This is a genomic window from Mycolicibacterium helvum, from assembly GCF_010731895.1.
Classification (GTDB): Bacteria; Actinomycetota; Actinomycetes; order Mycobacteriales; family Mycobacteriaceae; genus Mycobacterium; species Mycobacterium helvum.
Map to the genome: position 1 here is coordinate 5905124 of NZ_AP022596.1, position 20126 is coordinate 5925249.

Annotated in this window: 20 protein-coding genes and 1 tRNA gene; 10 read left to right on the forward strand and 11 right to left on the reverse strand. The window is 65.8% G+C overall.

The window, feature by feature from the left end; genetic code table 11:
* Nucleotides 1–26 precede the first annotated feature (26 nt).
* Nucleotides 27–560: a hypothetical protein gene (locus G6N38_RS27800; RefSeq protein WP_163751312.1), complete on the forward strand. Its 534-nt coding sequence runs from the start codon at nt 27–29 to the stop codon at nt 558–560.
* Nucleotides 561–597: 37 nt separating this feature from the next.
* Nucleotides 598–1038 carry a nitroreductase/quinone reductase family protein gene (locus G6N38_RS27805; RefSeq protein ID WP_163751313.1) on the forward strand — a complete coding sequence of 147 codons (441 nt, stop codon included), beginning with the start codon at nt 598–600 and terminating at the stop codon, nt 1036–1038.
* 19 nt (nt 1039–1057) lie between these two features.
* Here the strand turns inward: G6N38_RS27805 and coaE are convergent, their stop codons facing one another.
* Both coaE and rpsA read right to left on the reverse strand, forming a co-directional pair.
* On the reverse strand, nt 1058–2239 hold the full coding sequence (gene coaE / locus G6N38_RS27810; RefSeq protein ID WP_163751314.1) for a dephospho-CoA kinase: 1182 nt from the start codon (nt 2237–2239) through the stop codon (nt 1058–1060).
* A gap of 25 nt (nt 2240–2264) precedes the next feature.
* Nucleotides 2265–3716, reverse strand: coding sequence for a 30S ribosomal protein S1 (gene rpsA / locus G6N38_RS27815; RefSeq protein ID WP_163751315.1), 1452 nt, complete (start codon nt 3714–3716; stop codon nt 2265–2267).
* Between the two features lie 189 nt (nt 3717–3905).
* On the opposite strand from rpsA, the gene G6N38_RS27820 reads away from it, so the two are divergent.
* Complete coding sequence (locus tag G6N38_RS27820; protein WP_407662843.1) at nt 3906–5072, forward strand: PrsW family intramembrane metalloprotease; 1167 nt, start codon at nt 3906–3908, stop codon at nt 5070–5072.
* Between the two features lie 6 nt (nt 5073–5078).
* Here G6N38_RS27820 and polA read toward each other — a convergent pair whose 3' ends face one another.
* Together polA and G6N38_RS27830 are read right to left on the reverse strand one after the other, a co-directional pair.
* On the reverse strand, nt 5079–7754 hold the full coding sequence (polA, locus tag G6N38_RS27825; protein ID WP_163752497.1) for a DNA polymerase I: 2676 nt from the start codon (nt 7752–7754) through the stop codon (nt 5079–5081).
* A gap of 79 nt (nt 7755–7833) precedes the next feature.
* Nucleotides 7834–8724, reverse strand: coding sequence for a LysR family transcriptional regulator (locus G6N38_RS27830; protein WP_163751316.1), 891 nt, complete (start codon nt 8722–8724; stop codon nt 7834–7836).
* Between the two features lie 71 nt (nt 8725–8795).
* Here G6N38_RS27830 and G6N38_RS27835 point away from each other — a divergent pair, with 71 nt between their 5' ends.
* The 4 genes from G6N38_RS27835 to G6N38_RS27850 all read left to right on the forward strand — a co-directional run bounded on the left by G6N38_RS27835 (nt 8796) and on the right by G6N38_RS27850 (nt 11962).
* Complete coding sequence (locus G6N38_RS27835; RefSeq protein WP_163751317.1) at nt 8796–9938, forward strand: FAD-dependent monooxygenase; 1143 nt, start codon at nt 8796–8798, stop codon at nt 9936–9938.
* A gap of 138 nt (nt 9939–10076) precedes the next feature.
* Nucleotides 10077–10529 (forward strand): Zn-ribbon domain-containing OB-fold protein, encoded by a 453-nt coding sequence (locus G6N38_RS27840; protein WP_163751318.1) that lies wholly within the window; start codon nt 10077–10079, stop codon nt 10527–10529.
* On the forward strand, nt 10526–11734 hold the full coding sequence (locus G6N38_RS27845; RefSeq protein ID WP_163751319.1) for a lipid-transfer protein: 1209 nt from the start codon (nt 10526–10528) through the stop codon (nt 11732–11734). Before G6N38_RS27840 ends, G6N38_RS27845 begins: the two co-directional genes overlap by 4 nt.
* Nucleotides 11735–11962 (forward strand): DUF167 domain-containing protein, encoded by a 228-nt coding sequence (locus tag G6N38_RS27850; RefSeq protein WP_163751320.1) that lies wholly within the window; start codon nt 11735–11737, stop codon nt 11960–11962. It abuts the gene before it with no gap.
* Nucleotides 11963–11966: 4 nt separating this feature from the next.
* Here G6N38_RS27850 and G6N38_RS27855 read toward each other — a convergent pair whose 3' ends face one another.
* Nucleotides 11967–12233, reverse strand: a complete 267-nt coding sequence (locus G6N38_RS27855) for a helix-turn-helix domain-containing protein (RefSeq protein WP_163751321.1) — start codon at nt 12231–12233, stop codon at nt 11967–11969.
* 48 nt (nt 12234–12281) lie between these two features.
* On the opposite strand from G6N38_RS27855, the gene map reads away from it, so the two are divergent.
* Nucleotides 12282–13052, forward strand: a complete 771-nt coding sequence (map, locus tag G6N38_RS27860; RefSeq protein ID WP_163751322.1) for a type I methionyl aminopeptidase — start codon at nt 12282–12284, stop codon at nt 13050–13052.
* Here map and G6N38_RS27865 read toward each other — a convergent pair.
* From G6N38_RS27865 to G6N38_RS27890, 6 genes are all read right to left on the reverse strand, one after another.
* Nucleotides 13049–13786: an ABC transporter ATP-binding protein gene (locus tag G6N38_RS27865; RefSeq protein ID WP_163751323.1), complete on the reverse strand. Its 738-nt coding sequence runs from the start codon at nt 13784–13786 to the stop codon at nt 13049–13051. The genes map and G6N38_RS27865 overlap by 4 nt on opposite strands.
* The gene (locus G6N38_RS27870) at nt 13773–14642 is read right to left on the reverse strand and encodes an ABC transporter ATP-binding protein (RefSeq protein WP_163751324.1); all 870 of its coding nucleotides are present in this window, start codon (nt 14640–14642) and stop codon (nt 13773–13775) included. The genes G6N38_RS27865 and G6N38_RS27870 overlap by 14 nt, the downstream gene beginning before the upstream one ends.
* On the reverse strand, nt 14639–15832 hold the full coding sequence (locus G6N38_RS27875) for a branched-chain amino acid ABC transporter permease (RefSeq protein WP_163751325.1): 1194 nt from the start codon (nt 15830–15832) through the stop codon (nt 14639–14641). The genes G6N38_RS27870 and G6N38_RS27875 overlap by 4 nt, the downstream gene beginning before the upstream one ends.
* Nucleotides 15829–16866, reverse strand: coding sequence for a branched-chain amino acid ABC transporter permease (locus tag G6N38_RS27880; RefSeq protein ID WP_163751326.1), 1038 nt, complete (start codon nt 16864–16866; stop codon nt 15829–15831). Before G6N38_RS27880 ends, G6N38_RS27875 begins: the two co-directional genes overlap by 4 nt.
* Before the next feature lie 78 nt (nt 16867–16944).
* Nucleotides 16945–18162: a branched-chain amino acid ABC transporter substrate-binding protein gene (locus G6N38_RS27885; RefSeq protein WP_163751327.1), complete on the reverse strand. Its 1218-nt coding sequence runs from the start codon at nt 18160–18162 to the stop codon at nt 16945–16947.
* 188 nt (nt 18163–18350) lie between these two features.
* Nucleotides 18351–18977 (reverse strand): two-component system response regulator PdtaR, encoded by a 627-nt coding sequence (locus tag G6N38_RS27890; RefSeq protein WP_163751328.1) that lies wholly within the window; start codon nt 18975–18977, stop codon nt 18351–18353.
* A 112-nt stretch (nt 18978–19089) separates the two neighbouring features.
* Here G6N38_RS27890 and G6N38_RS27895 point away from each other — a divergent pair.
* A tRNA-Leu gene (locus tag G6N38_RS27895) sits at nt 19090–19166 on the forward strand.
* Nucleotides 19167–19437: 271 nt separating this feature from the next.
* On the forward strand, nt 19438–20076 hold the full coding sequence (locus G6N38_RS27900) for a hypothetical protein (RefSeq protein ID WP_163751329.1): 639 nt from the start codon (nt 19438–19440) through the stop codon (nt 20074–20076).
* The last annotated feature ends 50 nt before the right edge of the window (nt 20077–20126 follow it).

Genomic DNA, 20126 nt, shown 5'->3' on the forward strand with positions numbered 1-20126 from the left:
GTACCCAACGAGTAGTCTGCCTAGCTATGAGTCCCATCAAGCGCGGATGGTTGAGGTTCGCCGTCGCGACCCTCCTTGCCGTGGGTTCTCAGTTAACCGCGGCTACCGCGCTGGCCGACCCGGCACCGACGCCACCGCCCGCGCCGGCACCAGCGGCCAACGGCGGTTCCGACCCCCAGCTGCTGCACAACATCACCTACCGGGCCCGAGCGGACGGCACCTCCCGCGGCGCTGTCGTCGCGTACAAGATCGATGACAACAACGTCAACAGCGACCAACCCACACTGCTGCCGGGGATGACCTTCGAGGTCAATACGGTTCTCCACGATCCCAACAAGGCCGGGATGGAAATCTCCATCCAGTGGCCCTACGGATCGAACTTGCACTGCGAGATCCTGGTGGACGACGAGATCGTGGCGCAGGCAGACCAATTCATCGCACCGCGGCTATTCCGCCCCAAAGATGACCCGCTCTACGGCACGCTGCAATGCGGCGCCCCCTTGGACACTCCCGCCCCGACAGCAGCACCCGTAGCGGCCCCACCGCCGCCAGCGACGTAAACGGCTCGGAGTCCGTATTCGCCGATACGCTGGGGACGTGCACAAACCCGATAGTGTCGCCGAGGTCAGCGCCTGGCTGCTGGAAAACGGTCACCGGCTCATCCTCGCGCTCACAGGCGGCCGCTACCCGCGCACCGTGATGGGAATGCTGCCCGTCGAGTTGCACACCGTCGGCCGCAAATCCGGCAAGCCGTACGCCAACCTGTTGACCTCCCCGCTCCACGATGACCACCGCATCGTCGTCGTGGCATCCAAGGGTGGACACCAAGATCACCCGGACTGGTACAAGAACGCGATGGCCAGCCCAGATGTCACGGTGACCGTTGACGGCGCGACAGTTCCGATGCTGGCCCGGTGTGCCAGCCCGGAGGAACGAGCCGAATTGTGGCCGCAAGTGGTCAAGGCCTACAAGGGATATGCGGGCTATCAGCGCAACACGTCCCGGGAAATCCCGCTGCTGATCCTGGAACGCCGCTGACACTCCCCCGGGCGCGACGTCAGGTTCCGGGCGTCCAGCCGGTGCTCGCCGCCCATTCCCACGCCCGCCGGTACGCATCGAGGAACCACGGTTCCTTGGCCTCGGCGTAGGCACCCATGTCGGTATGCCCGGCAGCCGAACGCTTGACGGCCAGATAGTCCGCCTGCACACCGGGATTGGCGATCAACCAGTCCACGAACAGCAGCGCGAACTGCTGATTGGGCCACCCGTCCACCCGAATATGTATGTTGGTAGGCCGACCCGGATCGCCTGAAGCATGAAAGCGCTTGTGCCACAACGCCGGATCAGTACCCGCCTTGGGCGCGTCAGAGGTGATCGCCTCGACTCGCGGATAGCCGGCCCGCAACAGATCCTCGGCGAGCTCGTCTGCGAGCTCGAGGGAGGCGACCGTCACCTGGACGTCAATGACGTCCTTGGCGTCCATGCCGGGCACCGCCGTCGACCCGATGTGGTCGATCCGCACGGCCCGGTGCCCGCAGGTGGTGTTGAGCCGCGCCACGATCCGGCGGGCCTGGTCGGCCCAGGTGGGATCGGCCGCGACCAGTGCGGGCGCACTGGCCACCGGGGTACGGGTGGCCAGGTTGTGCGCGAACGGCAGAATCCGCTGATACCACAGCTCACGGGCCTGCTCGACGAGCCGCCCCGACGTACCGGAGTTGTCCAGCCAGACGTCGGCGACCAATCGTCGTTGCTCCTCGGTGGCCTGCGCGGCGATGCGAGCTCTGGCGTCGGCCTCACTGAAACCGCGGTATTCGATGAGCCGCTTCACCCGCACCTCGGGGTCGGCGTTCACGATGACGACCAGCGGGAACATCGGCGCCATCTGTGATTCGACCAGCAGCGGGATGTCCTCGACGATCACCGCGTCCTCGCCGGCGGCGGCGATCAGCTCAGACCGCCGGGTCGCCACGAGCGGGTGAACGATGCCGTTCAGGGTCTGCCGCTTCTCCTCGTCGCTGAACGCGATCGTGGCCAGTGCCGGCCGATCCAGAGCGCCGTCGGGCTGCAGGATCTGCGCCCCGAACGCGTCGACGAGCCTGGCCAGACCATCGGTGCCGGGCTCGACGACCTCACGGGAGATGACATCCCCATCGACGACGATGCCGCCACATTCTGAGAATGTGGCGGACACCGTCGACTTTCCGGCGCCAATACCGCCGGTTAAACCGATGCGCAGCATCGAATGGAGTTGTTAGGCAGCCTGATTAAGCGTTGCCCGCCAGCTTCTCACGGAGAGCCGCGAGCTGAGCATCGCTGGCCAGCGAACCGCCGGCCGACTCACCCGAGCTCGATGACGAGGAGGAACCGTTGGCCGTCGCGGGACGGCTGGCGGCCTCGGCCTCGGCAGCGGCGAACTTCTCCATCTGCGTGGTGTGCATCTTGTGCCGGCGCTCGGCCTCCGCGTAGCGGGCCTCCCACTCGGTGCGCTGCTTGTCGAAGCCCTCGAGCCATTCGTTGGTCTCGGCGTCGAAGCCCTCCGGGAAGATGTAGTTCCCGGCGTCGTCGTAGCTGTCGGCCATACCGTACTTCGAGGGGTCGAACTCCTCGGTGTAGTCCTCGTTGGCCTGCTTGAGGCTCAGCGAGATGCGGCGGCGCTCCAGGTCGATGTCGATGACCTTGACCATCGCGTCGTCACCGACCTGCACGACCTGATCCGGCACCTCGACGTGGCGCTCAGCCAGCTCGGAGATGTGCACCAGACCCTCGATGCCCTCTTCGACACGGACGAACGCACCGAACGGCACCAGCTTGGTGACCTTGCCCGGAACGATCTGGCCGATCGCGTGGGTGCGAGCGAAGTGACGCCACGGGTCTTCCTGGGTGGCCTTCAGCGACAGCGAAACCCGCTCGCGGTCCATGTCGACGTCGAGCACCTCCACGGTGACCTCGTCGCCCACCTGAACCACCTCGGACGGGTGATCGATGTGCTTCCAGGACAGCTCGGAAACGTGCACCAGGCCGTCGACCCCACCAAGATCGACGAACGCGCCGAAGTTGACGATCGAGGACACGACACCCTTGCGGATGGCGCCCTTCTGCAGCTGGTTGAGGAATTCGCTGCGGACCTCGGACTGGGTCTGCTCCAGCCAGGCACGACGGGACAGCACCACGTTGTTGCGGTTCTTGTCCAGCTCGATGATCTTGGCCTCGATCTCCTTGCCGATGTACGGCTGGAGATCGCGGACCCGACGCATCTCGACCAGCGACGCGGGCAGGAAGCCGCGCAGGCCGATATCGAGGATCAGGCCGCCCTTGACGACCTCGATGACGGTGCCCTTGACGGCCTCGTCCTTCTCCTTGAGTGCCTCGATGGTGCCCCAGGCACGCTCGTACTGAGCGCGCTTCTTGGACAGGATCAGGCGGCCTTCTTTGTCCTCTTTGGTGAGGACGAGGGCTTCCACCTCATCGCCGACGGACACAACCTCATTGGGGTCGACGTCGTGCTTGATGGAGAGTTCGCGAGAAGGAATGACACCTTCAGTCTTGTAGCCGATATCGAGCAAGACTTCGTCACGGTCAACCTTGACGATGGTCCCTTCGACGATGTCGCCATCGTTGAAGTATTTGATGGTCTTGTCGATGGCGGCGAGAAAATCCTCCGCTGAGCCGATGTCATTGAGGGCTACTTGCGGCGAGGTGGCGACGGGACTTGGCATATTGTTGGGTTGCTCCGGACAGCTTCAATCGTAGGGACAGTGTGGTGGTGCTTGTAGAGAAGTACCCGCAGAGTGCACACAGGTACTGTCCGAGCCTACTCGACTAGGCGCACGCTGGACAAACCCGGGCCTGTGAGCCCGCTGTGGGCCACCCGTCCGTAGCCACCCCGGCGCCACTAATCTGCAGGGGTGAACAGCCCAGGGATGCCGCCACCGCCCCACGCCGTGGCCCCGCCGGTGCCCCGAGCGATCCGCAAGGTCGGCGCACCCCTGGCGGTCATCATCGTTCTCGGCACCATCGCCGGATTGATCCTGGTCCTGCTGACCGCCGTGAACCCCGTCGGCACGGCGATCGGGTTCGCCCTGGCCACGGTGGCGCTGATCCTGGTCCTGCTGGCCTATCTCTGGCTGGACCGTTGGGAGCCCGAGCCGCCGCGGCTGCTGATCCTGGCCTTCCTGTGGGGCGCTTCGGTGGCGGTCGTGGTCTCGGTTGCACTGGAGATGGTCGTCGACGCGGCGGTGAACAGCGGCGGGGCGGACTCCAGCCCAATCACCATCGCATTGGGCGCCCCGGTGGTCGAAGAGGCCGCCAAGGGTCTGTTCCTGCTCATCATGATGACCGGCGCGCGGCGCAATGAACTCAATTCTCTGACCGACTGCCTGGTCTATGCGGGGGTGACGGCGATCGGATTCGCCTGGCTGGAGAACATCTTCTACATCGCCGACGGCGCGTCGCTGTCCGATTCGCTTCTCACCGCGGGGATACGCCTCGTGATGGGGCCGTTTGCTCACCCACTGTTCACCACGTTCACCGCGATTGGCGTGTATTTCGCTCTGCAGCAACGTAATCGGCTGACAAAGGCGGGCTGCGTTCTGATCGGCTATCTCGGCGCGGTGATCATGCACGGGTTGTGGAACGGCTCGGCACTGCTGGGCGCGGGTGCCTACTTCGGGCTGTACTTCGTGTGGATGATGCCGGTGTTCATCCTGGCCGTGACGCTGGCCGTGCGCAGCCGCCGGCGCGAGCAGCGCATCGTGGCCGAGAAGCTGCCCGGCATGGTCGCCGCCGGCCTGATCACGCCGACCGAGGCCGGCTGGCTGGGGACGATCCACACTCGCAAGCAGGTGGTCGCCGCGGCCACCGGATACGGCGGGCGCCCGGCCGGGCGCGGGGTGAAAAAATTCGCCATCCAGGTCGTCGAGCTGGCGTTTGTGCGCGACCGCATCGACCGTGGCTTCGGTGACGCCCGAGTATTCGCCTTACAGCAACTGGAGGTGGACGGCGTCGTCGCCGCCCGGGCGGCCGCCGGGCCCGTGCTGCACTGGCTGAACGGCTACCGCCCACCCGTTGCCTAGCGGGCGTTAGTGCGCCGCCGCGTCCCAGCTACGGCCGTAGCCCACCGACACCTCGAGCGGCACGTCCAGCGGGTAGGCACCGCCCATCTTGTCGCGAACCAGCGCCTCGACCGCGTCGCGCTCCCCCGGCGCGACTTCGAGTAGCAACTCATCGTGCACCTGCAGCAGCATCCGAGATTTCAGCGCCGAGGTGCGCAGCGCCTCGTCGACCCGGATCATCGCAACCTTGATGATGTCGGCCGCGCTGCCCTGGATCGGAGCGTTGAGCGCGGCCCGCTCGGCAGCCTCCCGCACGTTGCGGTTGCTGCTGTCCAATTCCGGCAGGTAGCGGCGCCGGCCCAGCACCGTGGAGGTGTAACCGTCCTTCCGGGCCTGGTCGACCACGGACTGCAGGTAGTCGCGCACCCCGCCGAACCGGGCGAAGTACTGGTCCATCTGGTCTTTGGCCTCTTCGTTGGAGATCTTCAGCTGCGACGCCAGACCGTAGGCCGACAGCCCGTAGGCCAGTCCGTAGGACATTGCTTTGACCCGCCTGCGGAGCTCGGGCGTGACCTCGGAAATCTCCACACCGAACGCCCGCGACGCGACGAACGAATGCAGGTCTTCCCCGGTGTTGAACGCCTCGATGAGGCCGGCGTCCTTGGACAGGTGGGCCATGATCCGCATCTCGATCTGGCTGTAATCGGCTGTCATCAGCTCGGCGTACTCGATCCCACCGCCGGAACCGACCACGAACGCGTCCCGGATCTCCCGGCCCGCTTCGGTGCGGATCGGAATGTTCTGCAGGTTCGGCTCGGTGGAGGACAACCGGCCGGTTGCCGCGATGGTCTGGTTGAAGGTGGTGTGAATGCGGTCGTCGGCGGCGACGGCGTTGAGCAGACCGTCCACGGTGACCTTTAGCCGGGTGACATCGCGGTGAGTCAGCAGGTGCTGAAGGAAGGGGTGGCCGGTCTTGTCGTACAGCCCCTGCAGCGCGTCGGCGTCGGTGGTGTAGCCGGTCTTGGTGCGCTTGGTCTTGGGCATCTCCAGCTCGTCGAACAGCACGGCCTGCAACTGCTTGGGCGACCCGAGGTTGATCTGTTTGCCGATCACGGCGTATGCGGCTTCGGCCGCATCGCGGATCGCGTTGCCGAATGTGCTCTGCAGTTGCCGCAGCTGGTCGAGGTCGACCGCGATCCCGACCGATTCCAGACCGGCGAGCACCGTCTGCACCGGCAGCTCCATCTCGGCGAGCAGCTCCGCGGAGTCGATGCGGGTCAGCTCCTCGTCGAGCGCATCAGCCAGATCGGTCACGGCCCTGGCCCGCAGGATCAGCGTCTGCACCGCCTGATCGTCGACGCCGTCAGTGTCGTCGAGTAGTGAAAGCTGTTGCTGTTCAGGGTTGTCGGCCCGCAGCTCACGGCGCAAGTACCGCAACGAGAGATCATCGAGGGTGAAGCTGCGCTGACCGGGCCGCACCAGGTAGGCGGCCAGCGCGGTGTCGGAGGTGACCCCCGCCAACGTCCAGCCGCGGCCGGCCAGATCATGGATCGCCAGTTTGGCCTCGTGTAGTGCCTTCGGTTGGTCCGCCGCGGCCAGCCACCCGCCCAGTGCCGCTTCGTCCTCGGCGGTCAGTGTGGTGGTGTCGATGTAACAACCCTCACCGTCGGCGGCGGCGATCGCCACGGCCGTCGCATCGCCGTCGTAGGCCAGGTGTGTGCCCACCACGGCCAGCCCGCAGCGCGCACCGCTGGAGGCATGTTCGGCCAGCCAGGCAGCCACCGCGCCCGGCTCCAGCGCGCCGCCGCGCACGTCGAATCCTTCGTCGACCTCGGGGTCGGCCGAGGCGAGGGTGTCAAACAGCCGGTCCCGCAGGACCCGGAACTCCAGATCGTCGAAGAGCCGGTGGATCTGGTCGCGGTCCCATGGCTGCATCCGCAGGGTGTCCGGCGTCTGGGCGAGCGGGACGTCCTTGACCAGCTCGGTGAGGTCCCGATTGAGTATGACGCTGCCGAGGTGGGCGCGCAGCGCGTCGCCGACCTTGCCCTTGACCGCGTCGACGTTGTCGACCAGCGACTGCAGCGAGCCGTACTCGACGATCCATTTGGTGGCGGTCTTCTCCCCGACACCGGGAATGCCGGGCAGGTTGTCGCTCGGATCGCCACGCAGCGCCGCGAAGTCGGGGTACTGCCGCGGGGTCAGCCCATACTTGGCCTCGACCGCCTCGGGGGTGAAACGGGTCAACTCGCTGACACCCTTGATCGGGTACAGGACGGTGACGTCTTGGCTGACCAGTTGCAGTGAGTCGCGGTCACCGGTGACCACCAGGACCCGGTAGCCCTCGTTCTCGCCCTGGGTAGCCAGGGTGGCGATGATGTCGTCGGCCTCGAACCCGGGCTCCGCGAGCACCGTGATGCCCAGCGCGACAAGCACTTCCTTGGTGATGTCGATCTGGCCGCGGAACTCGTCCGGGGTGCTCGACCGGTTGGCCTTGTACTCCGGGAACTTCTCGGAGCGGTGGGTCTGGCGGGAGACGTCGAAGGCCGCGGCGACGTGGGTGGGCTGCTCGTCGCGCAACAGGTTGATCAGCATGGCGGTGAACCCGTAGACCGCGTTGGTGGTCAGCCCGTTCTTCGTCTTGAAGTTCTCGGCGGGCAACGCGTAGAACGCCCGGAAGGCCAGCGAGTTGCCGTCCAACAGCATCAACGTCGATTTGGTGTCGACGCCGGATTTTGCCGAGGGGGCCGCAGTGGCGGTCTTGGTGGGGCTCACGCACCCAACTCTAGGCAACCGTGCCGACACCCAGACGGTCCCGGGCCATCCCGGCCAGCTCCCGGGCCGCCGGGCTCATCGGGCCGTGCGCACGCCAGGCGAACACGAGCCGCGCCCGCAGCGGAGGTGTGATCGGCAGCGGGTGCAGCCCTGCCCGTGCTGTCGCCACCATCCGCGGCAGCACTGCCACCCCCAGCCCGCGCTCGGCGAAGTCGGCAATGGCCGACGGCGTGCTGGCCTCGAGCGCCACCCGGACACTGAGACCCGCTGCCGCACAAGCACTGTCGAGTTGACGCCGGATTCCGGTACCGCCGGGGAGCGCGATGACGGTGCGTTCGACCAGATCGGCCAACGTGATCGCGTGACGACTTGCCCACTCGTCATCCACGGCCACCGCGCCGACGATCGGCTCGTCGGTCACCACGACACCGTCGAGCCCGTCGGGCAACGCGTCGGGACCGACCGAGATGATCACGGCATCGAGCCGGCCGGACTGCACGCCTTCCACCAGGCCGGCGGTGTCGTCGGTGCCGAGAGTGACGTCGACGTGGGGATGGGCCCGGTGGAAGTCGGCGAGCAATCCCGGCATGTCGACGTCGTGGGCGGTGACTGTTCCGATGGCGACCGATCCGCGGATCAGCGAGGCCACCTCGTCGACCGCGGCGCGCGCGTCGGCGACCGCGGCCAATGCCGCCCTGGCATACGGCAGCATCGCTTGGCCGGCTGCGGTCGGTCGCACCTCGCGGCGGGTCCGATCCAGCAAGGGCTGGCCGACTTCGCGTTCCAGGCGGGCGATCTGCGCACTGACCGCAGGCTGGGCGACGAACTCCCGCTCGGCGGCGCGGGTGAAGTTCGCTTCCTCGACGACCGCGACGAAGTATTCGAGCTGCCGCAGTTCCATAACGACAGCTTATGGTTTCAGAAACAAGAATGTCTTGGACTTATAGCCGGTGGGCATCGAACCTTGACGACATGACCCACAACGCTGTTCTCATCGCCGGAGCCGGGATCGGTGGCCTGACCACCGCGCTGGCCCTGCACGCCCGCGGCGTCGACGTCGCCATCATGGACCGCGCCCGGACGCTGCGGCCTCTCGGAGTCGGGATCAACCTATTGCCACACGCCGTCCGCGAACTCACCGACCTCGGTTTGGGCGAAGCGTTGAACGAGATGGCGGTCGCACCACATTCCATCTGCTTCTACGGCCGCACCGGCGAGCTGTTGTTCCGAGAGCCGCGCGGGCTGGCCGCCAGCGACCCGCATCCGCAGCTGTCTGTCCACCGCGGTCGGTTGCAGATGCTGTTGCTCGAGGCGGTGAGCAGCCGTCTGGGCAGGTCCGCGGTGCAAGCCGGGATCGGTGTCGACGGGTTCACCCAGGATGCGGGTCAGGTCCGGGTGCGGACCACGGCTGGGGCGCTATCCGGTGCCGTGCTGATCGGTGCCGACGGAATCGGCTCGACGGTGCGGGCCGCATTGCACCCCGGACCCGACCCGCTGATGTGGTCGGGCATCACGATGTACCGCGGCGCCGCGGCGATGCCGGCGTTCCTGGACGGGCGCACCATGGCGATCATCAAGGGCGACAACGGCGTCGACCTCGTCACCTACCCGATCGGCGGCGACCTGGTCAACTGGGTGCTGCAGGTGCCAACCGGTGAACCCGGCGTGCTCGACGGCAACGCGCAGTGGAATCTGCCGGCCAACCCGGCCGAGGTGATCCGGCACCTGACCCACTGGAGGCTGGACTGGCTGGACCTCGACACTCTGGTCACGCGCACCGAGAATATCTTCGCCTATCCGATGGTCGACCGAAACCCGTTGCCCTACTGGGGTGTCGGACGAGTCACACTGCTGGGCGACGCCGCCCATCCGATGTACCCGGTGGGAGCGAACGGCGGATCGCAGGCCATCGTCGATGCTCGGGTGTTGGCCGACGAATACGCCGTGCGCGGCGTCGACGGCTTGCGCCGCTATGAGAACCAGCGCAGACCCGAGACAGCAGAGGTAGTAACCGCCAATCGGCAGATGCACCGTGCGCTCAGCGAGGGCGCCGCCGACCTCGACCGCGTCACCCGCACGTACCGCTCCGACACCGCTCGGAGCAGGCGCGCATGACCAGCTACGTCCTGCGACGGCAAGCACAATCTGCCGCGGGATAGTCCCGCGGGGTCGCCGAAAACTCAGCTGGATGCTTCGTCCCACTGAACTGGAACATGTTTCAGTCCTGCGCGAAGGATCGCCTACGATGACCTCGTGCCAGCATCTCCAGACGCCCCCACCCAACTACCGGCAATCGACGGATGGTGGGACCACGACGACGCCGGTGTGCCGCATCTGATCGGCGCGAAATGCCCACAGTGCGCGACTTACGTTTTCCCGCCGCGGGCCAACAACTGCCCCAACCCGGCTTGCGACAGCGATGTGCTCGAAGCCGTCGCCCTGTCGCGACGGGGCACGGTCTGGAGCTATACCGAGAACCGGTACAAGCCGCCACCGCCCTACCCGTCGCCCGACGAGTTCGAACCGTTCGCGGTGGCTGCCGTCCAGCTCGCCGATGAGGGCCTGATCGTGCTGGGCAAGGTCGTCGAGGGCACCTTGGCCGCTGATCTGAAGGTCGGCATGGAGGTCGAGCTGACGACGATGCCGCTCTACACCGATGACGACGGCGTCGAGCGCGTCACCTACGCCTGGGAGATTGCGAAATGAGTGCTGGAACTCCTGACCCGGTCTACATCCTTGGCGCGGGCATGCACCCCTGGGGTAAGTGGGGCCGCGACTTCACCGAGTACGGCGTGGTGGCCGCCCGTGCCGCGCTGGCCGAGGCCGGCTTGGACTGGCGCCAGATCCAGCTGGTGGCCGGCGCCGACACCATCCGCAACGGCTACCCCGGCTTCGTGGCCGGCGCGACGTTCGCCCAGAAGCTCGGCTGGAACGGCATCCCGGTCACCTCGAGCTACGCGGCCTGCGCCAGCGGCTCGCAGGCCCTGCAGAGCGCGCGGGCGCAGATCCTCGCCGGATTCTGCGACGTCGCCCTGGTCATCGGCGCCGACACCACACCGAAGGGCTTCTTCGCCCCGGTCGGCGGTGAGCGCCGCGACGATCCGGACTGGCAGCGCTTCCATCTGATCGGCGCCACCAACACGGTGTACTTCGCGCTGCTGGCCCGCCGGCGGATGGACCTCTATGGCGCCACGCTCGAAGACTTCGCTGCGGTGAAGGTCAAGAATGCCCGGCACGGGCTGAACAACCCGTATGCCCGCTACCGCAAGGAGGCCAGCGTCGAGGACGTGCTGGCCAGCCCGGTGGTGTCGGATCCGCTTCGGCTACTGGACATCTGCGCGACTTCCGACGGCGCAGCCGCGGTGATCGTGGCCAGCAAGGCGTTCGCCGAGAAGCATCTCGGATCGGTCGAGGGTGTGCCGTCGGTGCGCGCGGTGAGCCTGCAGAGCCCGCAATACCCGCAGCATCTCCCCGAATTGCCGGACATCGCAACGGATTCCACCGCGGTGGTACCCGGCCCGGAGCGGGTATTCAAGGATCAGATCCTGGACGCCGCCTACGCCGAAGCCGGTATCGGCCCCGAGGATCTGTCCCTGGCCGAGGTGTACGACCTGTCGACGGCACTGGAGCTCGACTGGTACGAGCATCTCGGCTTGTGCGCGAAGGGCGAGGCCGAGCAGCTGCTGCGCAGCGGTGCCACCACGATCGGCGGCCGGATTCCGGTCAACGCCTCGGGTGGTCTGGCGAGTTTCGGCGAGGCGATTCCGGCCCAGGCCATCGCTCAGGTCTGCGAATTGAGCTGGCAGCTCAAGGGCCAGGCCACCGGCCGTCAGGTCGAGGGCGCCAAGGTCGGCGTCACCGCCAACCAGGGCCTGTTCGGTCACGGCTCCTCGGTGGTCGTCGCCCGCTAGGTGAGCGAGACCATCGTCGTCACTGTCAAGCCCGGCAGCCGCAAGGGTCCGCTGGTCGAGACGGCTGCCGACGGCTCGCTGACGATCTTTGTGCGGGAGCCCGCACTCGAGGGCAAGGCCACCGCGGCTGCGGCCCGGTTGCTCGCCGAGCATCTTGGCGTCTCCCGCGGCGCCGTGACGCTGGTGTCAGGCGCGACATCACGGATCAAGCGGTTTCGCATCAACTAGTTAGTTAGATTGCCATCTGCTGATCGCCGTCGCCGCGCCAGACCTCGACGGCGTCCTGAAGCGGCAAACCCAGTGCATCGCACAGACTTACCACCGTCCCGAAGCTCGGGCTGGGCAGTCTGCCGACTTCGATCTTGCGCAGTGTCTCCGGGGAGATTCCGGCGTCCCGGGCGATGACCTCGGGAGCGCGGCCGGCTCGGGCCGTCCTGATCAATGCGCCGAGACGCTGGCCGGCTCGGATCTGTTCGGGACTCAGGGGTACGCGGACCATGCGGCCCAGCATACGGTATAAAAATACCGACGGAAGGAATTGCCCCAGATGATCGAAATCAAGACCGCCAAAGAAATCGACAAGATGGCCATCACCGGCCAATTCGTGGCGCAGACATTGGCCGCGTTGACGAAGAGCGCCGAGCCGGGCGTGAACCTGATGCAGCTCGAGCATCAGGCCCGAGCGCTGGTCGCCGAGCGCGGCGCGACCTCGTGCTACTGGGACTACGCACCATCGTTCGGTCGTGGCCCCTTCCGCAATGTTATCTGCCTGTCCGTCAATGATGCTGTGCTGCATGGGCTTCCGTGGGACTACGTGTTGCGCGACGGCGACCTGCTCAAGATGGACTTCGCGGTGTCGATCGACGGCTGGGTCGCCGACTCCGCTGTCACCGTCGTCGTCGGTGCCAGCACCGACCCGGCGGACGCTGCGCTGGTCGACTCCACCCGACGAGCCCTGGCTGCCGGTATCGCCGCCGCTGTCCCGGGCGGGCACCTCGGTGACATCTCCGCGGCCATCGGCGGCGTCGCCGCCGCGGCCGGCTATGCCGTCAACACCGACTTCGGCGGCCACGGTTTGGGCCGCACCATGCACGAGGATCCGCACGTCCCCAATCGCGGCAAGCACGGCCGCGGCCTGGTGCTGCGGCCCGGTCTCACCTTGGCGCTGGAACCGTGGTGGGGACGCGGATCCAACCGGTTGACTGTTGACCCGGACGGCTGGACGCTGCGCTCAGCCGACGGCTCCAACACCGCACATTCCGAGCACACGATCGCCATCACCGAACACGGACCACGCGTGCTCACGGTGACGGACTAGGCCACTCCGAGGTAGGCCGCTCGAATACTGTCGTCGGCCAGCAACTCTCGGGCGGGCCCGCTCTTGGTGACCGACCCGGTCTCCAGGATGTAGGCGCGATCGGACCGGCTCAGCGCCTGCTGAGCGTTCTGCTCCACCAGCAGCACCGTGGTGCCCTGGGCATTGATCTCGGAGATGATCTTGAAGATCTGCGAGATGATCATCGGCGCCAAGCCCATCGACGGCTCATCGAGCAGCAGCACCCGCGGACGCGCCATCAGTGCCCGCCCGATGGCCAGCATCTGCTGCTCGCCGCCGGACAGCGTGCCACCGACCTGTGTCCGGCGCTCAGCCAGCCTGGGAAACGTCTCGAACACCCAGTCCAGTCGCTCGTGACGGGCCGCCTTGGTATCGAACTTGCGCCCGTAACAACCCATTTCGAGGTTCTCCGTGACGCTCATACCGGGAAACACCCCGCGTCCCTCGGGGGCCTGGATCAGTCCGTCGATCGCTCGCTGGTGGGCTTTGACCCGGCTGATATCGCGGCCCTCGAACCAGATCGATCCCGACGTCAGCGGCCGCAGACCGGAGATGGCCCGCATCATCGTGGTCTTGCCCGCGCCGTTGGATCCCAGCAGCGTCACCAACTCACCCTGCCGCACTTCAAGCGAAACCCCGTGCAGCGCTTCGATCCTGCCGTAGTGCACCACGGCGTCGCGAATCTCGAGTAGCACCTGCGCCTCAGAGCTGGTCATCGGGCACCCCCAGGTAGGCCGCGATAACGGCCGGATCGTCGCGAATCTCGGCGGGTAGACCGTCGGCGATCTTGCGGCCGAATTCCAACACCACGATCCGGTCGGTGACACCCATGACCAGTCGCATGTCGTGCTCGATCAGCAGCACCGTGTACCCGTCGTCCCGGATGGCGCGGATCAGGTCGATCAGCGCGGCCTTCTCACTGGGGTTGAAGCCGGCGGCCGGCTCGTCCAGGCACAGCAGTTTGGGCTCGGTGGCCAGTGCACGGGCGATCTCGAGGCGGCGCTGATCCCCATACGGCAGGTTCTTGGCCTTCTCATCACCGCGATGCGCAATACCGACGAATTGTAAAAGCGCGGCGGCCTTTTCGATGGCTGAACGCTCCTCGCGGCGATGCCGCGGCGTGCGCATCAGGGCGCCGGGCACTGATGTCTTGTGCCGGGCGTCGGTGCCGACCACCACGTTCTCCAGGGCGGTCATCTCGCCCCACAACCGGATGTTCTGGAAGGTCCTGGCAATCCCCCGCCGGGTGATCTGGTGACGTTTGATCCGCCCCAGCGGTGCCCCGTCGAATGTCACCGAACCCGAACTGGGCCGGTACACACCGGTGATGGCGTTGAAGCAGGTGGTCTTGCCGGCCCCGTTGGGCCCGATCAGCCCGAGGATCTCGCCGCGCTTGATATCGAAACTCACCGAATCCAGCGCGGTCAGGCCGCCGAACTTCACGGTCAGATCCTTGGTCGCCAGCAGGGTTTCCCCCTCGGCGACCCCAACCTCGCGGTCCAGCACGGCCAGGCTCTCGTCGATCGGGGTGTCCGGATCGTCCTGGGTGCGGCCGCCAACGGGTTGGGTCATATGGCTGCCTTGGAATCGTCGGCGTTGCGTAACAGGTAGCGCGCCCGTTTGCCGTAGGTCAGTAGCTGCTGGCGTACCGGGAACAGACCCTGGGGACGGAAGATCATCAGCACCACCAGCGCGAGGCCGAAGAACAGGTACTTCAGGTCGCCGAGGTTGATGCCCAGCACGTGCACACCAAGCAACCTGTTGGGCAGGTAGACGATCACGAACGCACCGAAGATGACACCGAGCTTGTTTCCCTGTCCACCGAGCACCACCGCACACAGGAACAGCATCGAGTTGATGATGTTGAACGTCGGCGGGGCGACGTACTGCACCTGGCCGGCATACAGCGCCCCGGACAGCCCACCGATCGCGGCGCCGATGACGAACGCCCAGAGCTTGAACCGGAAGGTGTTGACGCCCATGACTTCCGCGGCGTCCTCGTCCTCCCGGATAGCCACCCAGGCCCGGCCCGCCCGGCTGCGCTCGAGGTTGCCGACCAACAACAGGATGCCGACCATGAGGATCAAGCCGAGCCAGAACCACCACGTTCCATAGTTCGCGTGGCCGGACGAATTGCCGCTGGAGAACACTCCGTCGCGCAGGTGGTCGCTCTCCCCCACGTGCGGATAGGCCACCTTGTTGAGGCCGCGGGAGCCGTTGGTGATGTCGGACAGGTTGTCGGCCAGCAGCCGGATGATCTCGCCGAAACCCAGTGTGACAATGGCCAAGTAGTCACCACGCAACCGCAACGTGGGGATACCAAGGATCAACCCGGCGAGCGCGGTGGCAGCCATGGCGATCGGCACACACGCCAGCCAGGCCCATTTCTCGCTGATCGCACCGCTGGTGATCAGCGTGCTCCACGGGCTGTCGGGGCTGGTCAGTAGGGCGACTGTGTAGGCGCCGACGGCGTAGAAGCCGACGTATCCCAGGTCGAGCAGACCGGCTTGGCCGACGACGACGTTGAGGCCGATTGCGATGATCGCGACCATGGCGAACTGAGCCATGGTGCCGCCGAAGCTGATTCCGGGCGTATCGAAGAACGGCGGCGGAAACAGGGGCGACAGTGCCAGCAGCCCGAAGCCCAGCACGCCGATGCCCCACTTCTGCACCCGGCTCAGGCCCGACCACCACTCACGCAGCCGGTCCCCGGGTGCCAGCACTCGACCACTCCACTTCCCGGTGTCGTTGCGGTGTGTCATGCCCGCGCCTTTCCGAGACTTTCTCCGAGTATCCCGGTGGGGCGGATCAGCAGCACGAGAACCAGCAACACGAAGGCGACGACGTCACGCCATTGGGTGCCGAACAGCGCCTGGCCGTAGTTCTCCATGACACCCAGCAGCAGGCCGCCCAGCAGCGCACCGCGCAGGTTGCCGATCCCGCCGAGTACCGCCGCCGAGAACGCCTTGATACCGAGCAGGAATCCGCCGGAGTAGATGATGCCCTGGGGCACCTTGAGGGTGTAGAGCAGCGCTGCCGCACCGGCCAATAGGCCGCCGATCAGGAACGTGGTCATGATGATGCGTTCCCGGGATACCCCCATCAGCGTCGCCGTAGTCGGGTCCTGAGCCACCGCGCGGATTCCGCGGCCGAACTTCGTCCGATTGATTGCGACATCGGTCAGCACCGCCAGCAGAAGTGCGGCGGCCACGATCACGATGGTGACATTGGAGACGGTCGCACCGAACACCTGGAACTGAGTCTTGGGCTGCACCAGGATGATCGGTTGCTGAGCATTGCTGCCGCCGTAGCCCTTGATGATCTTGGGCAGCACGAAATGCACGAACTCCTGCAGCACGAACGACATACCGATCGCGGTGATCAGGAAGGTCAGTGGCCGCGCGTTTCGGCGCCGCAGCGGCCGATACGCGACCGCCTCCAAACCCATTGCGGCGGCGCCAGATACCAGCATGGCGAACAACATGGCGATGCCGAGGTAGAGCACCGTCAGCAGCACGCCCTTGCTGTACGCGTTGCCGCTGGGGGTGAACCCGAGGATGACGTCCAGGCAGAAGTACGCGCCGAACATCCCCAGCATGAAGATCTCGGAGTGCGCGAAGTTGATCAACCGCAGCACGCCGAACACCAGGGTGTAGCCGACGGCGACCAAGGCGTAGATGGCACCCCAAGACAACCCATCGATGGTCAACTGCCAGAAGCCGTCTCGCAGGTTGTCGATATTGAAACCGATATCACTCGCGAGACACGAGATCTGGCCGAGGCACTGATAGACCATCTTCTGCGGCAGCCTCCTTGGTCTCGAAAACGAGAACGCGCCCGAGCCTTACGGTCCCGGACGCGTCTCGCCAATCGGCTACTGAACCTTGTAGATCCAGATCAGGGTGGTGGTGAGTTCACCCGTGTCGGTCCACTGATACTTGCGGGCTACGCCCTGTCCCTTGTAGTTCTTGACCCACTCGAGCAGGTCTGGACGGGTGATCTTGCCCGCGTCGATGCCCTTCAGCAGAACGGTACCGAGGTCGTAGCCCTCGGTGCTGTACGTGCCGGGGGCCTGACCGAACTTCTTGGTGTACTCGTCGGCGAAGCTACCGGTGGCCGGGCCGCACGGGCAGGACAGGATCGCGTCCTTCGAGGACTGGCCGGCCTGCTTGACGAACTCCGGATCCTTGGTGCCGTCGGCGCTGACGAACTTGCCGGTGTAGCCGCCGTCGCGCAGCTGCTGCACGAACGGAGCCGCTTCGGCGTAGTAGCCGCTGTAGAACACCGAGTCCGGCGACTGGCCCTTGACCTGTGTCACCGCAGCCGAGAAATCCTTATCGCCCTTCTTGACCGAGATATTGCACGCCGACACCGCCACCGGGCCGAGGGTCTCGCGGACCGCCTGCGCTAGCCCGGTGCCGTAATCGGTGCTGTCGTCGACGACGCAGACCTTCTTCTGCTGCAGCGTGTTCTTCAGGTAGTTGGCGACCGAGGGGCCCTGCACACCGTCGTTGGCCAGGCCGCGGAAGAAGGTCTTCCAGCCCTGCTCGGACAGTGTGACGTTGGTAGCCGACGCCGTGGCCGCGACCAGACCGGCCTGATCGAACACCGCGCCGGTGGCCTTGGTCTCACCGGAGAATGCCGGGCCGACCAGGCCGATGGTGAAGGCGTCATCGACGATCTGCGGTGCGATCGCGGTGGCCTTCTGCGGGTCGCCCTCGGTATCGAAGGGCTTCAGCTGCACCTGGCAGCCCGGGTTGGCCGCGTTGTGCTTGTCAATGGCCAACTGCACGCCGTATTTGATATTGATGCCGAGCGCGGCATCAGGCCCGTTGAGCGCGCCGGCCATAGCGATGGACACCGGCGGGCAGGTGGCTTTGCCGTCACCGGCGGGGTCGGCCGGAGCCGTGCTCGAATCAGACTTGACCTCGGCACCGTTCTGGTCGATCTGCACCTGCTCGACGATCTTCAGATCGGCTTGCGAGGAGTTCCCACCATTCGATGGGGACTGCTGATTGCAGCCGGCGATACCGAACACTGCCAGCAGCGCCGAACTAGCGGCGATTGCACTGCGTGTCGCGCGTCCGCGCACGTTCCACCTCCGAGTCAGTTGTTTCTCGGCGCCGACATTGCAAGCCACGGTCCGGGCCCGCCCCTCGACACTGCGGTTGAACATAGTCAACCCGTGGCCGCAGCGCGTGATCTTGGCCAACGCCTGGCCGTGAGCATATTCCGTATCGCGATAAACGGCGCGGTCAGAGGAAACGCAAAGTTAACGCATCAATTCGACGGCGATGCGTCGTTGGGCGTGTCGAGGGTCTCCAACACGACCTCGGCGACCCGCTTCATGGTGGTGCGCCGGTCCATCGCGGCGCGCTGAATCCACTTGAACGCCTCGGGTTCGGTCATGCCCTGATTGGCTTGCAGAAGGCCCTTGGCCCGCTCGACCAGTTTGCGCGTTTCCAGCCGGTCGGAGAGGTTGGCCACCTCGCGTTCGAGTTCGGTGATCTCACTGAACCGGCTGACCGCGACCTCGATCGCCGGAATCAGGTCGCTGATCGAGAACGGCTTGACGAGGTAGGCCATCGCCCCGGCGTCGCGCGCCTTCTCCACCAGGTCACGCTGGCTGAAGGCGGTCAACACCACGATCGGCGCGATCCGCTTGCTGGCGATCTCGGCGGCCGCATCGATGCCGTCGCGGCGCGGCATCTTGACGTCCATGATCACCAGGTCGGGATGCAGTTGCTCGGCCAGCTCGACGGCCTCCTGGCCGTCGCCGGCCTCGCCGACCACGTCGTAGCCCTCGTCCCGAAGCATCTCAGCCAGATCCATCCGGATCAGCGCCTCGTCTTCGGCGATCAGCACCCGGCGGGATGCACGGTCTTGCGCGTCGGTGGGCCCGGTCATGCAGCCATTGTGGCGTGGACGGGCGCAAACAGCGAACCGCGGGCGCCGCGACCTACCAGTTGGCAGCACCGTCCAGGCGATCAACTATGGTGGGACACCGCCACAGCGGTCGGCCCTCGTATCCCAACTGGCAGAGGAAACGGATTCAAAACCCGTGCAGTGTGAGTTCGAATCTCACCGAGGGCACCAATAACCGCAGTTCAGGATCTGTATCTAGCTGAACTATCCATTCGCAATAGGCTCAAAATTATGCGTAGCGTACGCATAAACTACGCACAATGTCTGCGCAGGTCCGCCTGGGTTTTTTCGGGAAATAGGTCATGCAATCCGTTGCGCGGCGCCCCGCGACTGCCCCGACCTGCAGAAACTGTCAGCGACCACCTCCGACGGAGGCCGGGTCATGAAAAATGTCCGGCGTGTTCCTATTGCGATATAGGTACACGCGTGAAATTCTTCACGCATGAACCTGCATTTGCAGCGCGCGTGCGACCGGATTGTGCAACGGAATCAAGCGGCGTTTGCCGAACTCCGGCGTGACGTCATTAGCGCCGTCCGCGGGGCTGCCCAGCTCTTCGAGCCGATCTTCGAGGACCCCTCGGACATTCACGGTCAGTGGCATTGCACGACCGTGCGTGGTCTGCTGCTGAAGGTCAGGGTCGATCGCGAAAGTGGCCTGATTGGGCATGGCACTCCGCCTGCCCTTCGGACTCACTGCGGCCAGGGGATGTCAGTGGTGCTCAACGTCGGTCGCACGGAGATCCGAGTTCGGAAGGCCCCGGCCGAAGTGTTTGCTGAAGACCGAGAACGACTTGTTGTGTACCCGCAAGCCACTGGCGGGGAGCAGCTCTCCTTCGGCCCCGAATTCGATGAGTTTGCGTCCGTCCCCGATTCTCGCTGGTATGTGCTCTGGACCTTAAGTCCTGACGCGATCCAAGTGCCGGATGTTTTCTTGGCTGCGGTGGCCGGCATCGACGATCCGGCGAGAACGATCGTGTGGGCATCCACCTCTCTGCCACGTCTCGCACAAGAGTCGGGTGACGACGACTTCGACGACTTCCGCAAGCCTGACGAGTGTTCCGGCTCACCCGACCCGGCGTGATGCAGAAGTCAGCGGTGCGCCAGGATCAGTCAAATGTCTTACTGGTGTTC